This window comes from Paenibacillus sp. Soil750 (genome assembly GCF_001428045.1).
GTDB lineage: Bacteria > Bacillota > Bacilli > Paenibacillales > NBRC-103111 > Paenibacillus_E > Paenibacillus_E allorhizoplanae.
The window spans coordinates 33620-49992 of sequence record NZ_LMSD01000016.1; the positions used below are offsets into that span (position 1 = coordinate 33620).

General features: G+C 47.7%; 15 protein-coding genes and 1 pseudogene. 1 reads left to right on the top strand and 15 read right to left on the bottom strand.

What is annotated here, in order from left to right; genetic code table 11:
- Positions 1-50: 50 nt before the first annotated feature.
- From ASL11_RS18645 to pth, 6 genes are all read right to left on the bottom strand, one after another.
- Positions 51-1835 (bottom strand): putative polysaccharide biosynthesis protein, encoded by a 1785-nt coding sequence (locus ASL11_RS18645; protein WP_082595582.1) that lies wholly within the window; start codon positions 1833-1835, stop codon positions 51-53.
- Positions 1836-1968: 133 nt separating this feature from the next.
- Positions 1969-2511, bottom strand: a complete 543-nt coding sequence (gene spoVT / locus ASL11_RS18650; protein WP_056617966.1) for a stage V sporulation protein T — start codon at positions 2509-2511, stop codon at positions 1969-1971.
- A gap of 243 nt (positions 2512-2754) precedes the next feature.
- The gene (locus ASL11_RS18655) at positions 2755-3846 is read right to left on the bottom strand and encodes a peptidylprolyl isomerase (protein WP_056617971.1); all 1092 of its coding nucleotides are present in this window, start codon (positions 3844-3846) and stop codon (positions 2755-2757) included.
- On the bottom strand, positions 3833-7354 hold the full coding sequence (gene mfd, locus ASL11_RS18660) for a transcription-repair coupling factor (protein WP_056617974.1): 3522 nt from the start codon (positions 7352-7354) through the stop codon (positions 3833-3835). The genes ASL11_RS18655 and mfd overlap by 14 nt, the downstream gene beginning before the upstream one ends.
- Positions 7355-7429: 75 nt before the next feature.
- Positions 7430-7657 (bottom strand): anti-sigma-F factor Fin family protein, encoded by a 228-nt coding sequence (locus tag ASL11_RS18665; RefSeq protein ID WP_056617980.1) that lies wholly within the window; start codon positions 7655-7657, stop codon positions 7430-7432.
- A 135-nt stretch (positions 7658-7792) separates the two neighbouring features.
- Positions 7793-8353 carry an aminoacyl-tRNA hydrolase gene (gene pth / locus ASL11_RS18670; RefSeq protein ID WP_056617983.1) on the bottom strand — a complete coding sequence of 187 codons (561 nt, stop codon included), beginning with the start codon at positions 8351-8353 and terminating at the stop codon, positions 7793-7795.
- A gap of 218 nt (positions 8354-8571) precedes the next feature.
- Here pth and ASL11_RS18675 point away from each other — a divergent pair, with 218 nt between their 5' ends.
- On the top strand, positions 8572-8772 hold the full coding sequence (locus ASL11_RS18675; protein WP_056617986.1) for a hypothetical protein: 201 nt from the start codon (positions 8572-8574) through the stop codon (positions 8770-8772).
- A gap of 208 nt (positions 8773-8980) precedes the next feature.
- Here ASL11_RS18675 and glmU read toward each other — a convergent pair whose 3' ends face one another.
- From glmU to rsmA, 9 genes and pseudogenes are all read right to left on the bottom strand, one after another.
- On the bottom strand, positions 8981-10378 hold the full coding sequence (gene glmU / locus ASL11_RS18680) for a bifunctional UDP-N-acetylglucosamine diphosphorylase/glucosamine-1-phosphate N-acetyltransferase GlmU (RefSeq protein WP_056617989.1): 1398 nt from the start codon (positions 10376-10378) through the stop codon (positions 8981-8983).
- A 146-nt stretch (positions 10379-10524) separates the two neighbouring features.
- The gene (spoVG, locus tag ASL11_RS18685; protein WP_028557369.1) at positions 10525-10809 is read right to left on the bottom strand and encodes a septation regulator SpoVG; all 285 of its coding nucleotides are present in this window, start codon (positions 10807-10809) and stop codon (positions 10525-10527) included.
- Between the two features lie 118 nt (positions 10810-10927).
- Entirely contained in the window at positions 10928-11311 is a 384-nt protein-coding gene (locus ASL11_RS18690) for a RidA family protein (protein ID WP_056617992.1), read from the bottom strand.
- 15 nt (positions 11312-11326) lie between these two features.
- Positions 11327-12151, bottom strand: coding sequence for a pur operon repressor (purR, locus tag ASL11_RS18695; RefSeq protein ID WP_056617995.1), 825 nt, complete (start codon positions 12149-12151; stop codon positions 11327-11329).
- 195 nt (positions 12152-12346) lie between these two features.
- Positions 12347-13201 (bottom strand): 4-(cytidine 5'-diphospho)-2-C-methyl-D-erythritol kinase, encoded by an 855-nt coding sequence (ispE, locus tag ASL11_RS18700; RefSeq protein WP_056617998.1) that lies wholly within the window; start codon positions 13199-13201, stop codon positions 12347-12349.
- 294 nt (positions 13202-13495) lie between these two features.
- A pseudogene (locus tag ASL11_RS36555) lies at positions 13496-13666 on the bottom strand (small, acid-soluble spore protein, alpha/beta type); the annotation flags it as partial.
- 153 nt (positions 13667-13819) lie between these two features.
- A complete protein-coding gene (veg, locus tag ASL11_RS18710; protein WP_028557365.1) occupies positions 13820-14095 on the bottom strand; it encodes a biofilm formation stimulator Veg in 276 nt (91 codons plus the stop codon).
- Between the two features lie 388 nt (positions 14096-14483).
- Positions 14484-15365, bottom strand: a complete 882-nt coding sequence (gene yabG, locus ASL11_RS18715; protein WP_056618001.1) for a sporulation peptidase YabG — start codon at positions 15363-15365, stop codon at positions 14484-14486.
- Positions 15366-15420: 55 nt separating this feature from the next.
- Positions 15421-16329 carry a 16S rRNA (adenine(1518)-N(6)/adenine(1519)-N(6))-dimethyltransferase RsmA gene (rsmA, locus tag ASL11_RS18720; RefSeq protein ID WP_056618004.1) on the bottom strand — a complete coding sequence of 303 codons (909 nt, stop codon included), beginning with the start codon at positions 16327-16329 and terminating at the stop codon, positions 15421-15423.
- Positions 16330-16373: the final 44 nt, after the last annotated feature.

Consider the following 16373-nt stretch of genomic DNA (forward strand, 5'->3'; position numbering starts at 1 on the left):
TTTGCCAAGTATGACAATTTGTAAGCGTTAGTTGGCGGGTGAAACAGCCGCTACTTGGGATTAGAACGGCCGCGCGAAGACCTCCGCGGCCGCAGCTTCGCGAGGAGCGCTGCCAGCTTCCGCTCCAACTCCGGCATCAGCCGCAGCTCCTCGCGGCTGATGCTGCCGCTGCGCAGCAGCGCAAGCGCGTAGACGGCCGCGCCGCTGGCTACGCCTATAAGAGCGATGGCGCTAGCGCTCCATCGCTCAGGAACGTGCCATGCCGCGCTAGCGAGCATGGCCAGCCCTTGCAGCGCTGCGAGGCCGCCGCCCATCAGCCCCACGCCCAGCGTGGGGCTGATGGCGTACGGCCGCAGCGCGAAGCGCACCCCGGTGCTGCGGCGCAGCTGCACCAGGTTCAGCCCCGCCGCAGCGGCGTAGGCGATCACCGCGCTGAGCGCGGCGCCGTCGATGCCCCAGCGGGGCACCAACACAATGTTGCCGAGTGCTTTCAGCACGATGGCAACGAGCAGGGCATTCGCCGGCGTGCGGATCGCGCCGGCGCCCTGGAGAACGCTGGCACTGACAGCGTTCAGTGTACTAAACAAGGCCGTGAAGGCCAGCACGGCCATCGTCCAGCTCGCCTCGGTGCTCGTATAGAGCATCAGATTGATCGGCATCGCTAAGAAGGCTAGGCCAAACGAGGCGCCAATCCCGATCAACCATGCGAGTCTGACGGACATCTCTGCCCGAAAGCGGATGAGATCCACTCGCCCGCTCATCTTAGCTTCCGCAATAGCTGGCACCAAGACAGCCGACATCGAGGACGCCACCATCACGACCAACTGAACAAGTGGAAACCCACGGTTATAAAGGCCAAACTGACGCATTGCCTCCAACTCGCTGCCAGATGATGCTTCCAGCAGACGAGGCATTGTGAAGGTATCCACGAGCGTGAGCAGCGGCACCACAATTGCGCCAAGGCATACAGGGATCGCATATATCGTAATTCGTTTCGCCCATTGCCAAGATGAGATCACTTGCTTAGTTTCTGAGCCGGCTGCTATCACTTTCTTAGCATTCTGCTCTGGCTCTGGCCCTCCACCCACTAACCCACTATATACGGGCAAGTCTGCTTTCAACAGCTTCACGTGCTCCCCACGTCGCTCTCGCCGCCAAAACACAGCCATCACCACTAGACCGGCTCCAGCGCCTGTCACGGAGCCAAACGTGGCCCCCGCCGCAATCCATGCTTCATCATAGGCAAGCGCGACCAGATACAACAATAGCGCGACCATCGTAATTACACGGATGAGCTGTTCGATGACTTGCGAGACCGCGGTAGGCACCATGTTTTGATACCCTTGAAAATACCCCCGCAGGACAGCAAGAACGGGAGATAAGAGCAGGGCAAAAGATACACTGCGGATCGCTGTCGCGGTCTGCGTAATGCCAATCCAACCAGCAATCGTCTCCGCACCAAAATACAGCAGGAGAAATAAGAGAAGCCCCGCACTCATTAATAGCGCAGATGAGACAACCACAATCCGTTTCGCGCCTGCATGATCTCCTTCCATGACGCGTTCGGCTACAAATTTAGACACAGCAACTGGAAATCCAGCCGTGGCTGCAAATAAGATCAGAATATAGAGCGGATAAACCGCATTATAAATACCAAAAGCTACATCTCCAGCTACGTTCTGCAAAGGAATCTTCTGAAGCGTCCCAAGTAGTTTAGAGAGTACAGCCGCACCCCCAAGCAGCGCAGCACCCTTTAACAGCTTGTTCTGTTTACCATTACCATGCCTCTTGAGCCCTTCTTTCTGCTGATCTTGCTCCTTGAAGGTAGCCCTCATTCCGATTTACCCCTCTACACAAACATGATTCCTATGTACGTATTATAGCGAAATCTGCCAGTTCAGACAAAAAAAAAGCTTCGCTTACAGATGCATCATCTCCGTAAGGAAGCCTTCGTTTGGAATTATGTGTTTATTGCTCCATCTGCTTCGCTAGGAATCCAGCGGCAGTCTCGACCATTTTAACTTCCATATTGCCCATTTTCACATTCTCGTCTTTCGAGATCAGGATAACCGAACCAATGGGATCTCCCCCTGCAACAATCGGCGCAGCTACGAAGGAAGTGAATGTTTCATTGGTATCTTTAATAATCTCGAATTGACCTGAACTGCTTTCAATTACAGCCTTACGATTTTCCATGCAAGACTCTATAATCGCCCCAACCGATTTCTCTAAGTAATCCTTCTTAGATCCGCCAGCCATAGCAATAATATGATCTCGATCCGAAATCAAGGCAACATGATTGGTGCTTTCAAACAGCGACTCCGCATATTCCTTCGCAAAATCACCAAGCTCACCAATCGGTGAATACTTCTTCAGAATAACTTCTCCATCACGATCCACGAAAATTTCCAAAGGGTCACCTTCACGAATGCGTAGGGTGCGCCGTATTTCCTTGGGGATTACAACTCTCCCTAAATCATCTATCCGACGGACAATTCCAGTTGCTTTCATACCTCTAGATGCCTCACTTTCCGCTTACGAATTAGATACGACACGAGCATGAAACTTGTATGCTAGATCGGGATTTGGTGGGAACTTGAAATCTATCCATAGTATTCTTCACTTCCCATTCTTCTATGCAGACGCCCCGACTAAGCAATTTACTTTATTTAGCTCTGCATCCTGCTGCGCTTATCATGTCCAAAAATGAGAAATAAAAACAGGATGTCCATTATCGGACATCCTGGTAAGTTCTTACTTTGCAGCTGGGCTAGCCGCAGGACTAGCTGCTGGACTTGCCGCTGGTGCTGGTGCTGCTTCTACTTTAGGAAGGTTATTCGTTTCGATCAATTTCGGATATTCAGTTTCAGCAAATTCAGACAAGGATTTCTCTGCAAGCTGAGATTTGATTTGTGTTTTAAGTGTATCATCCAATTGTTTCGTGCTTCTGGATTCTACTTTCATCACGTGATAACCGAAAGTTGATTCTACAGGATCACTGATTTTGTTCAATGGAAGCGTGCTTGCTGCATCTTTGAACTCTGTTACCCATTCGTTGATGTTGGCATCTTTGTACGTACCGCCTGTATCCTTGGAACCTGGATCGTCAGAGAATTCTTTCGCAAGTGCTGCGAAATCGCCGCCTGCATCCAACTTCGCTTTTACTTCTTTCGCTCTCTTCAACGCATCTTCCTTCGTACGAAGATCTGCTTGTGTAGCAGAATCCTTCAACGCGATTAGGATGTGGCTAACGGTCGCAACGTCAAACGCATGCGCAGCTGCTTGTTCTTTGTAAGCATCTTGAACCGCTTGGTCTGTGATCTTGCTTTCCATGCTGCCCATTGTGTAGAAGCTTAATTTCATCAAGGACTCGATATCTTTTAATTCGATACCGTTGTCTTTCAACTGCTTGTCCATTCCGCCTTCTTGTTTACCGAAGTAATCAGTGATGGCTTTCATTTGCTCTGTTACTTGTTTGTCAGCATCCGCTTTCACTTTGTCGTCCGCTTTAGCGGAAAGAACACGGAAAGTAACCATTTGCTTCAACATATCTTGTTGAAAAGCTGGATCAGCCAAGTATTGAGCTAATTGCGGGGAGAACATTTTATTTACGTTGATGAAAGAATCGAATTCACCGCGTGTAATTTTCCCGCCTTCTTTGTACGTAGCAATAATATCGCTTGGATTACCTGTAGCAGCCGCTGATGCGGAAGGCGAAGCTGTTGCAGCGCCTTCCTTTTTATCTCCACACGCGCTGAGGACAGAGAATGCAAGGACAACTGTCACCAAACCTAATATCCATTTTCTCGAAGTACGTCGTTGTCTGCTAGTTTCATTTGGCAACATCCTGTAATTCCCCTTTCGTTTTCAGAACATCCTTATATTGTACCAAGAATTTCTCCAACAATTCGATGGAGGCTTCCGGCTTCATGCCTTTAAAGCGGATAACAATAAGTAGCTGCGGATCTGCGTTCAATTTGATACGACCATCAAAGCCTTTGGACAAAGCGAGCAGCTTCTGGCCATCCAGCCTGCCATTCTGGTCGATATGCACCTTGATTAGGTAATCCTCCCCTTTTTGGCTAATCGTTTCAATCCGGTAATCCGAACCGTATGCTTTCAAACGAGCCACTGTCAGTAGGTTGAACACGGCCTGCGGCAGATCACCGAAGCGATCAACGAGCTCATCATGCAGATCCGCGGCTTCTTCCAGCGTACGAATGGCGGCCACTTTTTTATAAATTTCGATTTTTTGCATGCTGTCATAGATATAATCAGATGGCAGATACGCATCCAATTGAATGTCGATTGACGTATGCCATTCCGGTTCTGGAATGACCGCTTCTCCATCTATCTCCAGCTTCAGCTTTGCAATTTCTTCGGCTAACATTTGGGAGTACAAATCAAAACCGACAGATGCAATAAAGCCGTGCTGTTCAGCACCCAATAAGTTTCCTGCGCCACGAATGGATAAGTCCCTCATCGCAATTTTAAAGCCTGAACCAAGTTCTGTAAACTCTTTAATCGCTTGAAGTCGTTTCTCGGCTACTTCTGTCAGCACTTTATCACGCTGATACGTGAAATACGCATATGCGACGCGATTCGACCTGCCTACACGTCCGCGCAGCTGATAGAGCTGGGAAAGGCCCATTTTATCCGCATCATGGACAATAAGTGTATTCACATTCGGGATGTCTACGCCGGTTTCGATAATGCTGGTGCTGACGAGAACATCATACTCCCCGTCCAAGAAATCGAGAATCGTTTTCTCGAGCTCCTGCTCACCCATTTGACCATGCGCTACGGTTACACGTGCATCCGGAATCATCATCGAGATTTGATCAGCGATTTGTGTAATGCCTTGTACGCGATTATAAAGATAATATACTTGCCCTTCACGCGCCAACTCACGCTCGATAGCTTCTCTAACCAGTGTCGGCCCGTATTCCACCACATAGGTCTGAACCGGGAAGCGGTTCTCTGGCGGGGTTTCAATGACCGATAAGTCTCGAACGCCCAACATGGACATATGCAGGGTTCTTGGAATTGGCGTCGCCGTTAGCGTCAGCACGTCTACGTTCGTCTTCAGACGCTTGAGCTTCTCTTTGTGGGACACGCCGAAACGCTGCTCCTCATCGACGATGAGCAGGCCTAGGTCTTTAAACTGAATGTCTTGCGACAAGAGGCGATGGGTTCCAATCACGACATCAACGACGCCTTTCTTGACCCCTTTCATGACCTCCGTCTGTTCTTTCTTAGAACGGAAACGACTTAACACTTTCACATTGAACGGATAACCGGAGAAGCGTTCACGGAAGGTTTCATAATGCTGCTGCGCCAAAATCGTCGTGGGTACGAGAACAGCAACCTGCTTCCCGTCAATGGCAGCCTTAAAGGCTGCGCGAACAGCAACTTCGGTTTTGCCATAGCCAACATCTCCGCATAACAACCGATCCATGGGACGTGCTTTTTCCATATCAATTTTAATTTCTTCAATCGCACGAAGCTGATCGCGCGTTTCATCGTAAGGGAACATCGCTTCGAACTCATTCTGATACGAACTATCCTTGCTAAATCCGTAACCCGTCGCAGCTTGACGCTCGGCATACAGCTTAATCAGCTCATCTGCAATATCTTTGACAGATGCGCGTGCTTTGCTCTTCACCCGTGCCCAATCAGCGCCGCCAAGTTTATATACCTTCGGCTCTTTCTCTTCGGAACCGACATATTTCTGAATCAAATCAATCTGGTCGATCGGAACAGACAGCTTATCGCCGCCGGCATACATAATATGCAAATAATCCTTATGAATCCCGCCAACCTCTAATGTTCCGATGCCAACGTATTTCCCGATCCCGTGATTGACGTGAACAACGTAGTCGCCGACCTTCAGCTCTTGATAGCTTTTGATCCGTTCTGCGTTCTCCAGCTTCTTCTCCACTTTACGTGCTTTACGCTGCTTCTGAGTGAAAATCTCACCCTCTGTAATCACGACAAGGTGAATCGAAGGCATTTCAAAGCCTGTTTGCAGATTGCCATCTACAATCTCAGGAACTTCAATCTGGTAGTCGCCAAGAACACGACGTACACGTTCTGCACGGTCATCGCCATTCGCTAGAAGAATGACCTTACTGCCATTCTTCTTCCACCGCTCCATCTCCGCCTTGAGGAGATTCATCTGCCCATGGAAGTTTTGCATGACACGGCATACGAAGTTCACGATATTCTGCGGCTGAATACCCGCTACCTGACGAAGGAAAAGGGATACATATAACGTCGGGAACGGTCTGCGGTGCAGCAGGGTTTCGTAAGATTTGGACAGCACAAAAGCCGGCAAGCTCTTCCCCTCAGTCAACGCATGCATCATCCACTCGGCTTCATCACGCTCGAGCTGCTTCGCAGTTTCCAAGAGGCGAGCAGGTTCGTCGATAATGAGAATCGAGTCTGTGGGCATGTAGTCCATGAGCGTCTGTCTTTCCGTGTATAGGAGAGAAATATATTTATAAATGCCTGGGAACGTCTGACCTTCTCGCATAAGCTCGATATCGCGGCCTACGACCTCCAACAGTTTGTCTTTGGCTGAGCGCTCGGTCATCTTCGCCAATTGCGCTTGCAGCAGCTCATACGCATGCTGCGCAGCTGACTGTAACCGCTTTCTATCCGCTTGAATCTCACGGCATGGAGGGATCGTCACCGTTGTTAGTTTATCAATTGACCGCTGGTCACTTACATCGAAAGTCCGAATAGAGTCGATTTCGATATCAAAGAGCTCAATCCGAATCGCATTCTCCGAGGTTAACGGAAATAAATCGAGAATGCCACCTCGCACACTCATTTCACCTTTGGTTTCAACGCGTTCAACCCGTTCATAGCCTAGGCTGGATAAAGAAGCCAGCAGCTCGTCTAATTGAACCGTGTCACCAACATTTATCGTTACTCGGGATTCTTCGAACACCTGTTTGAGTGGCAGCAATCTTCGCACACCAGCAAATGGCGCAATAACTACGCCGCGGAATCCGCCAGCAAGTTTAGTGAGAACGTCAATACGCTGCGCCAGCATCTCTGGGCTTGAAGCCGCTTCCTCGGTAGTCAGAAGCTCTTGAGATGGATAGAGCAGCACTTCATCAGGGGATAGACACTCCAAGAGGTCTTCCGCTATTTTTTGCGCAGCGAACATATTGTGCGTAACAACGAAAAGCGGACGCTCCAGCTCACGCGCAAGTGAGGCCAGCATGATTTGCCTGGAGGAGCCAGTTAAACCGGCAATGAGCTGCTCTTTCATTTCGGACTTGAGGCCTGTCACGATCGTTTGAAAGTCGGAATCCGCAGAAAAAGCTTGAATTAAAGCTTGCAAACAAGTACACTCCCCTCACAAAAAGAAGCCTCGGCACACTTGCCTCGGCTATTAACTCTTTATCTTCATCATAAATTATTGCAACGGACTGGCTAGCAGGGATAATTCTGGGTTCGCTTCTAATGCCTCATGACAGTAGTCGCAAACGACCCTAACCGTAACATCTCCGTTCGTATTATACGATATTATATCTCTACGCTCATCAGGGGTCAAGAAATGGAAGCCTAACTGCTGCTCGGTAATCGCACGCTGATTAATTTCCCCGACAAAGGTATGACAATGCCTGCAAATATACTTGATCATATGTATGCCTCCTTCGACAATTCGATTACATCCTAGTATGACCATTCTTCGGAATAATTAGCCGAATCTGCCATTGTCATTTTCGAATGGGGAGCTTACATATCATCATATATACAGCAAGTTCATGTATTGAGATTATTTGTTAAACTTAGCCATCGTCTTCTCGAAGGACTCGCCTAAGCTAAACTCCATTGCATCACAGGTTAAATCCAGCACGTCGTTAATGGACTTCATTTCATCTTTGGAAAAGTTAGACAGTACATAATCCGCAATGTTATAGCCTGGAGCCGGGCGATTCACACCAATCCGAATCCGATTGAAGATCTGTGTGCCTCCATGCTGAATAATGGACTTAATACCGTTATGTCCACCTGGGCTCCCTTGATAACGAAGACGAATTTGACCGAAGGATGTGTCCATATCATCATAAACAATCACGACGTCTTCCAATTTCGCTTTATAGAAATCAAGGAAGGCACGCATGGATTCACCTGAAAGGTTCATGTACGTCATTGGTTTCAGCAAATACACCTTCGTCCCGTTCACATTACCTTCTGCGAGCAGCCCTTTTCCTTTATTCTGAAAAGAGGTAATCCCCCACTTGGCGGCAAAGCGATCAATCGCCATGAACCCGACATTGTGCCGATTCAGCTCATACTGCTTTCCCGGATTTCCCAGTCCGATAAAACATTTCATAATTTTCAAAATCCCCCCATAGATAAACGAATACGCCGTCTTTCGAGGGACGAGCGTGTTTGTCCAGGTTGACTAGAAAGTAAAAACGAAAACTTTCTATTTCAACTAGCGATAAACTAAAAAACCTTTGCGGAACCCGCTTCTAAAGGTTATTGTTTACAATATACCTGTTACCTAATGTTATCCATCCCATAAAAGCTGTAGGTGATAAAAGAACGATGTATCTTCATGGACAACAGCTTACAGAAGATGATCATTTTCAAGATCATATCGATGCGGACGTACCCGTCCAAGTATACTATCAAAATCTGCACAAGGATATAGGCTTTGTTGAAATGTACAACCGTCATTTCGTTAAGATTAATCGTATCTTTTATAGCAGAAAGAAGCATATTTTTGTTTCGCGCCCTGGATATTAAGCGCTTTCATTGAAGGGGCATACCCGAATTCGGTTGCTTTTCCATGGACTAGCCTATGAAAAAAAACCTCTATCGGTCTTGCTCAGCCTGGACGCTTCCACGTAAACCAGGCTGAGTGGGCAACACTTCATTTCTAGCGTACCCCGCCTCAAGAGGTTCCATTCCTATTGCTCAATTACTCCGTCGTATAGGAGGAACGCACAGTCCATCAACGACCTTTATTCTCTTTCTTCGCCTTCATCCGAGCTTTAATTTTCTCAGCGTAACCTGTCTTATTCTCTTGCCGCACACGAGCGATAGCCAAATCGCCTTCATTCACATCATGTGTAATTGTAGCCCCAGCAACGACAAACGCACCGTCCCCAATTTTCACAGGCGCAATCAAATTGACATTGCTGCCAATGAACGCATCGTTCCCGATTTCGGTTACGTTTTTATTAAACCCGTCATAGTTCACCGTAATAGCACCACAACCAATGTTCACATTCGTCCCGACTACAGCGTCACCAACATAGCTCAGATGAGAAACCTTTGTTCCTTCACCCAGTGTAGCATTCTTAATCTCTACAAAATCGCCAACCTTCACTTGCTTGCCAAGCTTAGCGCCAGGTCTTAAATAAGCAAATGGGCCAACTGATGTTTCACTATCTACAAATGCCCCTTGAAGAACGGATTGCTTAATTGTTACTTCGTCCTGAATCGTGGAATCGATGATTTCAGTTTGCGGTCCAATCGTACAAAGCTCACCAATCTGCGTGTTTCCGCGCAAAATCGTACCTGGCAGCAGAACCGTATCCGCGCCAATCAAAACATCCTTCTCGATATACGTATTGAGTGGATCAATAATCGTAACCCCATTCAACATATGCTGGCGATTAATCCGAGCTTTAAACAATTGCTCCGCTTCGGACAATGCCACACGATCGTTAACACCAATCGATTCAGCCGGATCTGCCATGCAATAGCCTTGAACGACTTCGCCTGCGCTTGTCATAATCCCAATAACATCGGTCAAATAGTACTCATTCTGTACATTCTTGTTCGTAACAGACGCCAGTGCATTGAACATTTTGCGATTATCAAAAATGTACGTACCCGTGTTAATCTCCTGAACAGCCGCTTCCTCTGCTGTGCAATCCTTCTGCTCAACGATCCGCGCGACGCGTCCGTCTTCTCCACGAATAATTCGTCCGTAGCCTTGCGGCTCACCTAGCTTTGCAGTCAAAATCGTCGCTGCTGCGCCAGATTGTTGGTGCAGTTCGATCGTCTCTTGCAGCGTAGCTGCTGTAATAAGTGGCGTATCCCCGCAAATGACAACCGTCATTCCCTCTTCCTCACCAAGCAGATCCTTGGCCTGGAGCACGGCATGACCCGTTCCTAACTGTTGCTCTTGCAGTGCATACTGAGCACGATCGCCTAAGTAGCCTTTTACGGCTTCCGCACCAAATCCAACCACCACCACGGTTTGCGTTACTTCTATATGTTGCAGCGTATCCACAACGTGACCCACCATCGGTTTACCAACGACCGGATGAAGCACCTTGTATAGCTTTGATTTCATTCGTTTCCCTTGTCCTGCAGCTAACACAATTGCCATGAGCTTCAACGAATATCCAACTCCTTTATTATGAATTCATGATTTCTCTTTATATCTCTAATGCTTATCTCTAAAACAATGAGTTCTTCCCCCAATATAGCATCATTACCTGCCAAAAGAAAAGAGAGCCCCAAGGGCTCTCTCAATAATCTGAATTATGCGCCTTCTTCAATAACTTCCTCTTCTACAGCCGCGCGATCATATTCAGCGAGTACTGCTGCTTGAATTTTCTCACGAGTCGTGGACGAAATCGGATGAGCGATATCGCGGAATTCACCGTCAGGTGTTCGCTTGCTCGGCATAGCAACGAACATTCCGTTATTGCCATCGATGACACGAATGTCGTGTACGACGAACTCGTTATCAATGGTAATAGAAGCAATCGCCTTCATCCTCCCCTCGGAGTTTACCCGGCGGAGTCTTACATCTGTAATTTGCACTTGTGTTCACCACCTTTTTCCATCTCTGAGACTTGGGTGATATATTCAACATCTCCATGCAAATTCCTTCTTATTTTTTTGAAATTTTTGATAATTTAATGTGTTCTTAATGTTTCTGTTAAATTTCGACAGGAATCACAGCAATTAGTTCAATTTCGACAAAAACATCACGAGGTAATCTCGCAACTTCTACGGTAGATCTAGCAGGTTTATGATCTCCGAAGTAGCTAGCGTAGATCTCATTCAGCTCGCCGAATTGGTTCATATCCTTCAAGAAGACAGTCGCTTTCACAACTTGCCCGAACGATGAGCCTGCTGCTTCAAGCACGCCTTTCAAATTTTCGAAAACTTGAACAGCCTGTTCCTTAATGCCGCCTTCTACGATTTGTCCATCTAAGCCTAGCGGGATTTGTCCGGAAGTAAACAACAGGTTACCCAGTTTAACCGCTTGTGAGTAAGGTCCGATCGCAGCAGGTGCTGCTGATGTTGAAATGAATTCCATCTGTATAAATCTCCTTTATTTGGAATCAAAATAGTTGCCAGGCTCTACCGTAATTTGTTTCGTTTTGGAGTCTACGCCATATAACCGAGCTAGTGACACATAGTTATCCACCAACTGCTCCTCGGCCTCGCAGGATTCCATGAATACACCAACACCTTGTACAGTTGCTTTAAACTCGGCTAGCAGGTCCATCATGCCATGAATCGTTCCGCCAACATGCATGAAGTCATCGATGATCAGTACCTTGGATTCTTCCTTCAGTGCACGCCGTGCAAGTGACATCGTCTGGATCCTTTTGTTGGAGCCCGACACATAGTTAATGCTAACGGCTGAACCTTCCGTCACCCGGCTGTCTCTACGTACGATAACAACAGGCAAATTCATATAGGTAGCCGTTGCATAAGCAAGCGGTATCCCTTTGGTTTCAACGGTCATAATTACGTCCACATCGCGACCTGCGAAAGCGGATGCAAAGGTTTTGCCAATTTCGTTCAAATACTGGGGTTGTCCCATTATATCTGACATATACAAATAGCCACCCGGGAGAATCCGTTCTGGTTGTTGAAGTTGCAAACATAGGTTCTGGATAAACTTCAGTGATATTTCTTTGGGTACCTTCGGTGAAAACTTCACGCCTCCGGCTGCTCCGGCCAGCGTATTCAGTTCGCCCAATCCTTCTTCTTCAAAAACTTCCTTGATGATGGCAAGATCTTCGCTTATGGAAGATTTCGCGGAGTTGTAACGCTCGGCAAAAGTCGTTAAAGGGATTAACGAGTGGGGGCGAAATAACAAATATTGTGTCATTTCTACCAGCCTAGCGCTCCTTTTCAACTTTTTCATCGCACTACCCCCCAAAATCCGAATATTATAATGAAAATATACCACTTTTATACGTATTTGTTCAAGCGAACCATGAAAAATATGTTAACATAAACTTAACATGCATCTGACATCAATTAAGATTCATGATCCATCCTTACCATTATACCCCTTTAGATGCAAAAGAGCCCCATCGCGGGGCTCCAACAAGCTTCTTTAGGTCAGCATGCGCACAGCGTAAACATCCTTACAAAAGCCTCGCAACCCGTTATAGATGCGTGGCACTTTCGCTTCCTTGGAAACAAGACCAAAAACGGTTGGCCCGCTGCCCGACATCAACACACCGTCTGCCCCTAAGCGCTGCATGCACTCCTTCAGATGTCTGACCTCTGGATACAGATCCAGCGTCACTTCCTCCAGTACATTCCCTAGATTGTCGCACAAACGATCGAACTGCTTGTCCCGTATCGCACTTAATACACCAGACGTGGAAGGATGATGCTTGATCTCTCGCGCGTTCAGCTTTCCGTAGATCTCTGAGGTCGACACATTAATAGGCGGCTTCGCTAGGACAACCCAGCACTGAGGTGGTGCTGAGATATGTTCCAACTTCTCGCCACGCCCTGTTGCAAGAGCTGTTCCTCCTGTCACACAGAAAGGCACATCCGAGCCAAGCTCTGCGCCTAGCACTTGAAGCTCCTCATTTGGGATATTCAAGTTCCAGAGACGGTTGAGCCCTCGCAATGTTGCAGCCGCGTCGCTGCTCCCGCCCGCTAAACCTGCAGCCACAGGTATCCGCTTGTCCAAGTGAATATAGACGCCCTGTTTGACGTCGTAGCGGTCTTTAATGAGACGTGCAGCCTGAAAGGCTAGATTCTTCTCATCGAGCGGAATATACCCCGCCTGACTCGATATGATAATCGTGTCACGTGCCATCTCCTGCATTTCGATCCGATCAGCCAAATCCACCATCGTCATAACCATCTCAACTTCATGGTAGCCGTCTGGCCTTTTATGTAAAACATCAAGAGACAAATTAATTTTAGCCGGTGCTTTCTCAAAAATCTTCATCCGATCACCTTCTTTTGCTCGTTAGCCACCCCGATATTATAACAAAAGCATAAAAAAAAAGCTAAAGCATTTGCTTTAGCTGTAATACGGACGTTGCGTGCCTTGTCCGGACTGCTGATTAGATTGCTGGTAGCCAGCCGGCGGATAATTCGCTGTGCCCATTTGTTGCTGATGTTGACTGTTATATGACGGTGAATAGTTTGTATATCCCTGTCCGTTAAATGGCGGCTGACTAGCGGTCGTCTGACGATAGTTAGACGAGGGGGTGTGCGCGTTGGTCGGAGCCGAAACGTATTGTTTGGCCAAATGCTCCTGTGCAATTTGAATCGCCCGCTTCACCATATTCCCTGCATCCTTCGTGCGAATCCCTGACCAGCCTTCTCGCTGTACGACATCGTAGAAACCAAGATCCTTCGCTAACTCATATTTAAAACTCTCAGACATCACACTTCTTCTTCGACTCATACCAAATCCTCCTTATCATTTGCGCACAATGAACGCTGCAACCATCATAAGCAGTGATTGATGACGATTTCGAATAGTATGCCCTGATAGTTAGGATAGATACAAAGCAAAAACAGGCCACAAAGGCCTGTTCAATATCGGAACGCTATTAAGCTAATGCTGTATGTAAGTGATGCGAACCTGACCATCATCGTTGCATACAGTAACTTCGACGGACTCGGTGAGGATATCGGCGTAGCTGTATGACACTCGTTTGAAGGCATGGGATTCTTGATCTAATTTCACAATAAACACAGAAGGGTAGGTTTCTTCTAAAACACCGGAACGCTCGACAGTCTTACGACGGCCACCATTCGCTCTCAACATGATCTTCTGCCCAACATGGGGCTCCAAACTGCGTTTGATTTCCAATAGCGCATTTTTTGCCATTGTCAACTACCACCTCTTTCCTAGTCAATTATAACCCATTCACCCCCTCATGTCAAATGAGGGCAAATATTATATCAGCACCCTATTCCCGTTGTCAACGGCATTTTTATAGGTTTTTCGATTTCTCCTCCCTTCAGGTTGTCACCAATGTTCGCAAATTATTCACACTTTTCCAGTTAAGGAGAAACTTCTTCCCTTGAACATACGAACATAGAGCAAATACCAAAGGAACAACTGCCTGATGAGGACAAAAAAAAGAACACTTCCTGTCATCACCCACACGGAGTTCATAACAAAAAGTGTTTCTATGAATCACACGATTCAGATAGGCTTTCATGGCTTAAAATGACTACTGCCCTATTCCGTCTTCTAGAGACGCCTAATCTAGCTACACAGACTCTTCGGTGTGCTGAATACCAGGAACACCCATCCGATAGCTACCGCGCGTCTCAACCCCACCCAGCCCCTCCAGGCCTGTCACCGTTAAATCCATAATATCCAACATCGAAATCGTTTCTCTTGTTGGGGTATAGGACAGCTTAGCAGCGATGCACAAAGGGTCTAAGGCATGAATAAGTATTCGTGCAGGAGAACTTGCGAAGTTAGCCCCAGCCCGTAATAACGCTTCAAAATGCGACTGACAAGCACCCGCCACAATAATTAAGGAATCCCGATTCCTCTCAAATTGTCTAGCCACTCGCACCGCATTCACAAAGTTTTGGGAATTCTTATAGCTCGACAGATTGCTCGGGCTCACGCTTTGCCGATTTTTCAAAATACCATCATGACCCGTAATGACAACAATGTCCGGTTTATATTGAGGAAGCAATCTTTGCAGCGCTTCCGCCATTTGTGCCTCAGGAATGAAGAACCCTTCTGCTGGTACGCGCAATTCGCCGTAGAGCTGCATACTTTTTCGCAGATAACTCGGATCGCCATCCAAGTGAAGAACTCTTCCCGGCACTTCAAAATAACTGTTATGAGCCGGTTGTGATTTTTGTTTATGGTTGACGGCTATCTGATTCTTTTCCTGCAATTGCACTTGGGACACCGCCAGTCGACGCAGTGACTCACGAAATTCAGGCGAGCTTGACCGTGGATGATCTAAGGTCTCCTTAGGATTCGTTTTCGTCAGATCCGTGAGCGGCGCATCTGCAAGTAACCGAAAATCGACACCCCTCAGAATGGCCTTGAGATGCTCAATTCGTTCAATTTTAAACACGACGTCGCCGCCATAGGAAATACGGGTAACAAAATCTCCTTGCCTCATCGCACAAATCCCCTCCTAAGGGTATCCTATGGCGAGACTAGGCATTTGGTGCGGGTTATTTGCAGCCGTGCGCACGAAGCGCCGTTGACAAGCGTGCGAACTCTTCCATGCTAAGTGTTTCTCCCCGTCGTGAAGGCTCGATCTGAATGCCGTGCAGCAACGCTTCCAGTTCAGGCTTGTTCTCTTTGGTAAAGAACCTCGCCGCGAGGTTGTTATAAAGGGTTTTGCGACGCTGAACGAAGGACGCTTGGACGACAGCGAAGAAGAAGTCCACGTCCGCCACTTCAACAGGCGGCACTTGACGCACACGCAGCCGGATAACAGCGGAATCGACGTTCGGCTGCGGCACGAAGACGGTGCGAGGCACGATCGTGACGAGCTCCGGCTCACAGTAGAACTGCACGGCAATGCTAAGGCTGCCGTAATCCTTGGTGCCGGGCTTGGCGGCCATGCGGTCGGCCACTTCTTTTTGAATCATCACGACGATATTCTCCAGGGGAAGCTTCTCTTCGAGAAGCTTCATGATGATCGGTGTCGTGATGTAGTAAGGCAGGTTGGCGACAACGCTGACGCCTTCCATGCCTTCGAAATGCTGCCGGAACAGCTCCGGTAGGTTAGTCTTCAAGATATCCCCATGAACGACAGTGGCATGGGGGTAGGGAGCCAGCGTCTCTTCCAGGATGGGCAGCAGACGCTGATCGATCTCGACGGCCAGCACGCGGCCAGCGAGCTTGGCTAGCTGCTGTGTGAGCGCGCCGATGCCGGGGCCGATCTCGAGTGCAGCCTTTGTAGGCCCTAGCTCAGCAGCCAGAACGATTTTGCTCAATATATTTTGATCAATCAAGAAGTTCTGGCCCAAGCTTTTTTTCAGCACGAGACCATTTTTCTTAATAATTTGTTTTGTTTTACTTGGTGTTGCTACATCTTCTGCTGTTACAACAACCTCTTGTCCGGTTATATTCATAGTATAGACCTCGTATCTATAGGGTTCTAGTGACTCTAGGGATT

Bases quoted from the DNA above. Each gene is read 5' to 3' on its own strand.
- ASL11_RS18690 (WP_056617992.1), bottom strand. From the start codon at position 11,311: ATGGAATTCATTTCAACATCAGCAGCACCTGCTGCGATCGGACCTTAC.
- ASL11_RS18675 (WP_056617986.1), top strand. From the start codon at position 8,572: ATGTATCTTCATGGACAACAGCTTACAGAAGATGATCATTTTCAAGAT.
- ASL11_RS18655 (WP_056617971.1), bottom strand. From the start codon at position 3,846: ATGTTGCCAAATGAAACTAGCAGACAACGACGTACTTCGAGAAAATGG.
- ispE (WP_056617998.1), bottom strand. From the start codon at position 13,201: ATGAAGATTTTTGAGAAAGCACCGGCTAAAATTAATTTGTCTCTTGAT.
- purR (WP_056617995.1), bottom strand. From the start codon at position 12,151: ATGAAAAAGTTGAAAAGGAGCGCTAGGCTGGTAGAAATGACACAATAT.
- spoVT (WP_056617966.1), bottom strand. From the start codon at position 2,511: ATGAAAGCAACTGGAATTGTCCGTCGGATAGATGATTTAGGGAGAGTT.
- ASL11_RS18645 (WP_082595582.1), bottom strand. From the start codon at position 1,835: ATGAGGGCTACCTTCAAGGAGCAAGATCAGCAGAAAGAAGGGCTCAAG.
- veg (WP_028557365.1), bottom strand. From the start codon at position 14,095: ATGGCAAAAAATGCGCTATTGGAAATCAAACGCAGTTTGGAGCCCCAT.
- ASL11_RS18665 (WP_056617980.1), bottom strand. From the start codon at position 7,657: ATGATCAAGTATATTTGCAGGCATTGTCATACCTTTGTCGGGGAAATT.
- pth (WP_056617983.1), bottom strand. From the start codon at position 8,353: ATGAAATGTTTTATCGGACTGGGAAATCCGGGAAAGCAGTATGAGCTG.
- yabG (WP_056618001.1), bottom strand. From the start codon at position 15,365: ATGAGGCAAGGAGATTTTGTTACCCGTATTTCCTATGGCGGCGACGTC.
- rsmA (WP_056618004.1), bottom strand. From the start codon at position 16,329: ATGAATATAACCGGACAAGAGGTTGTTGTAACAGCAGAAGATGTAGCA.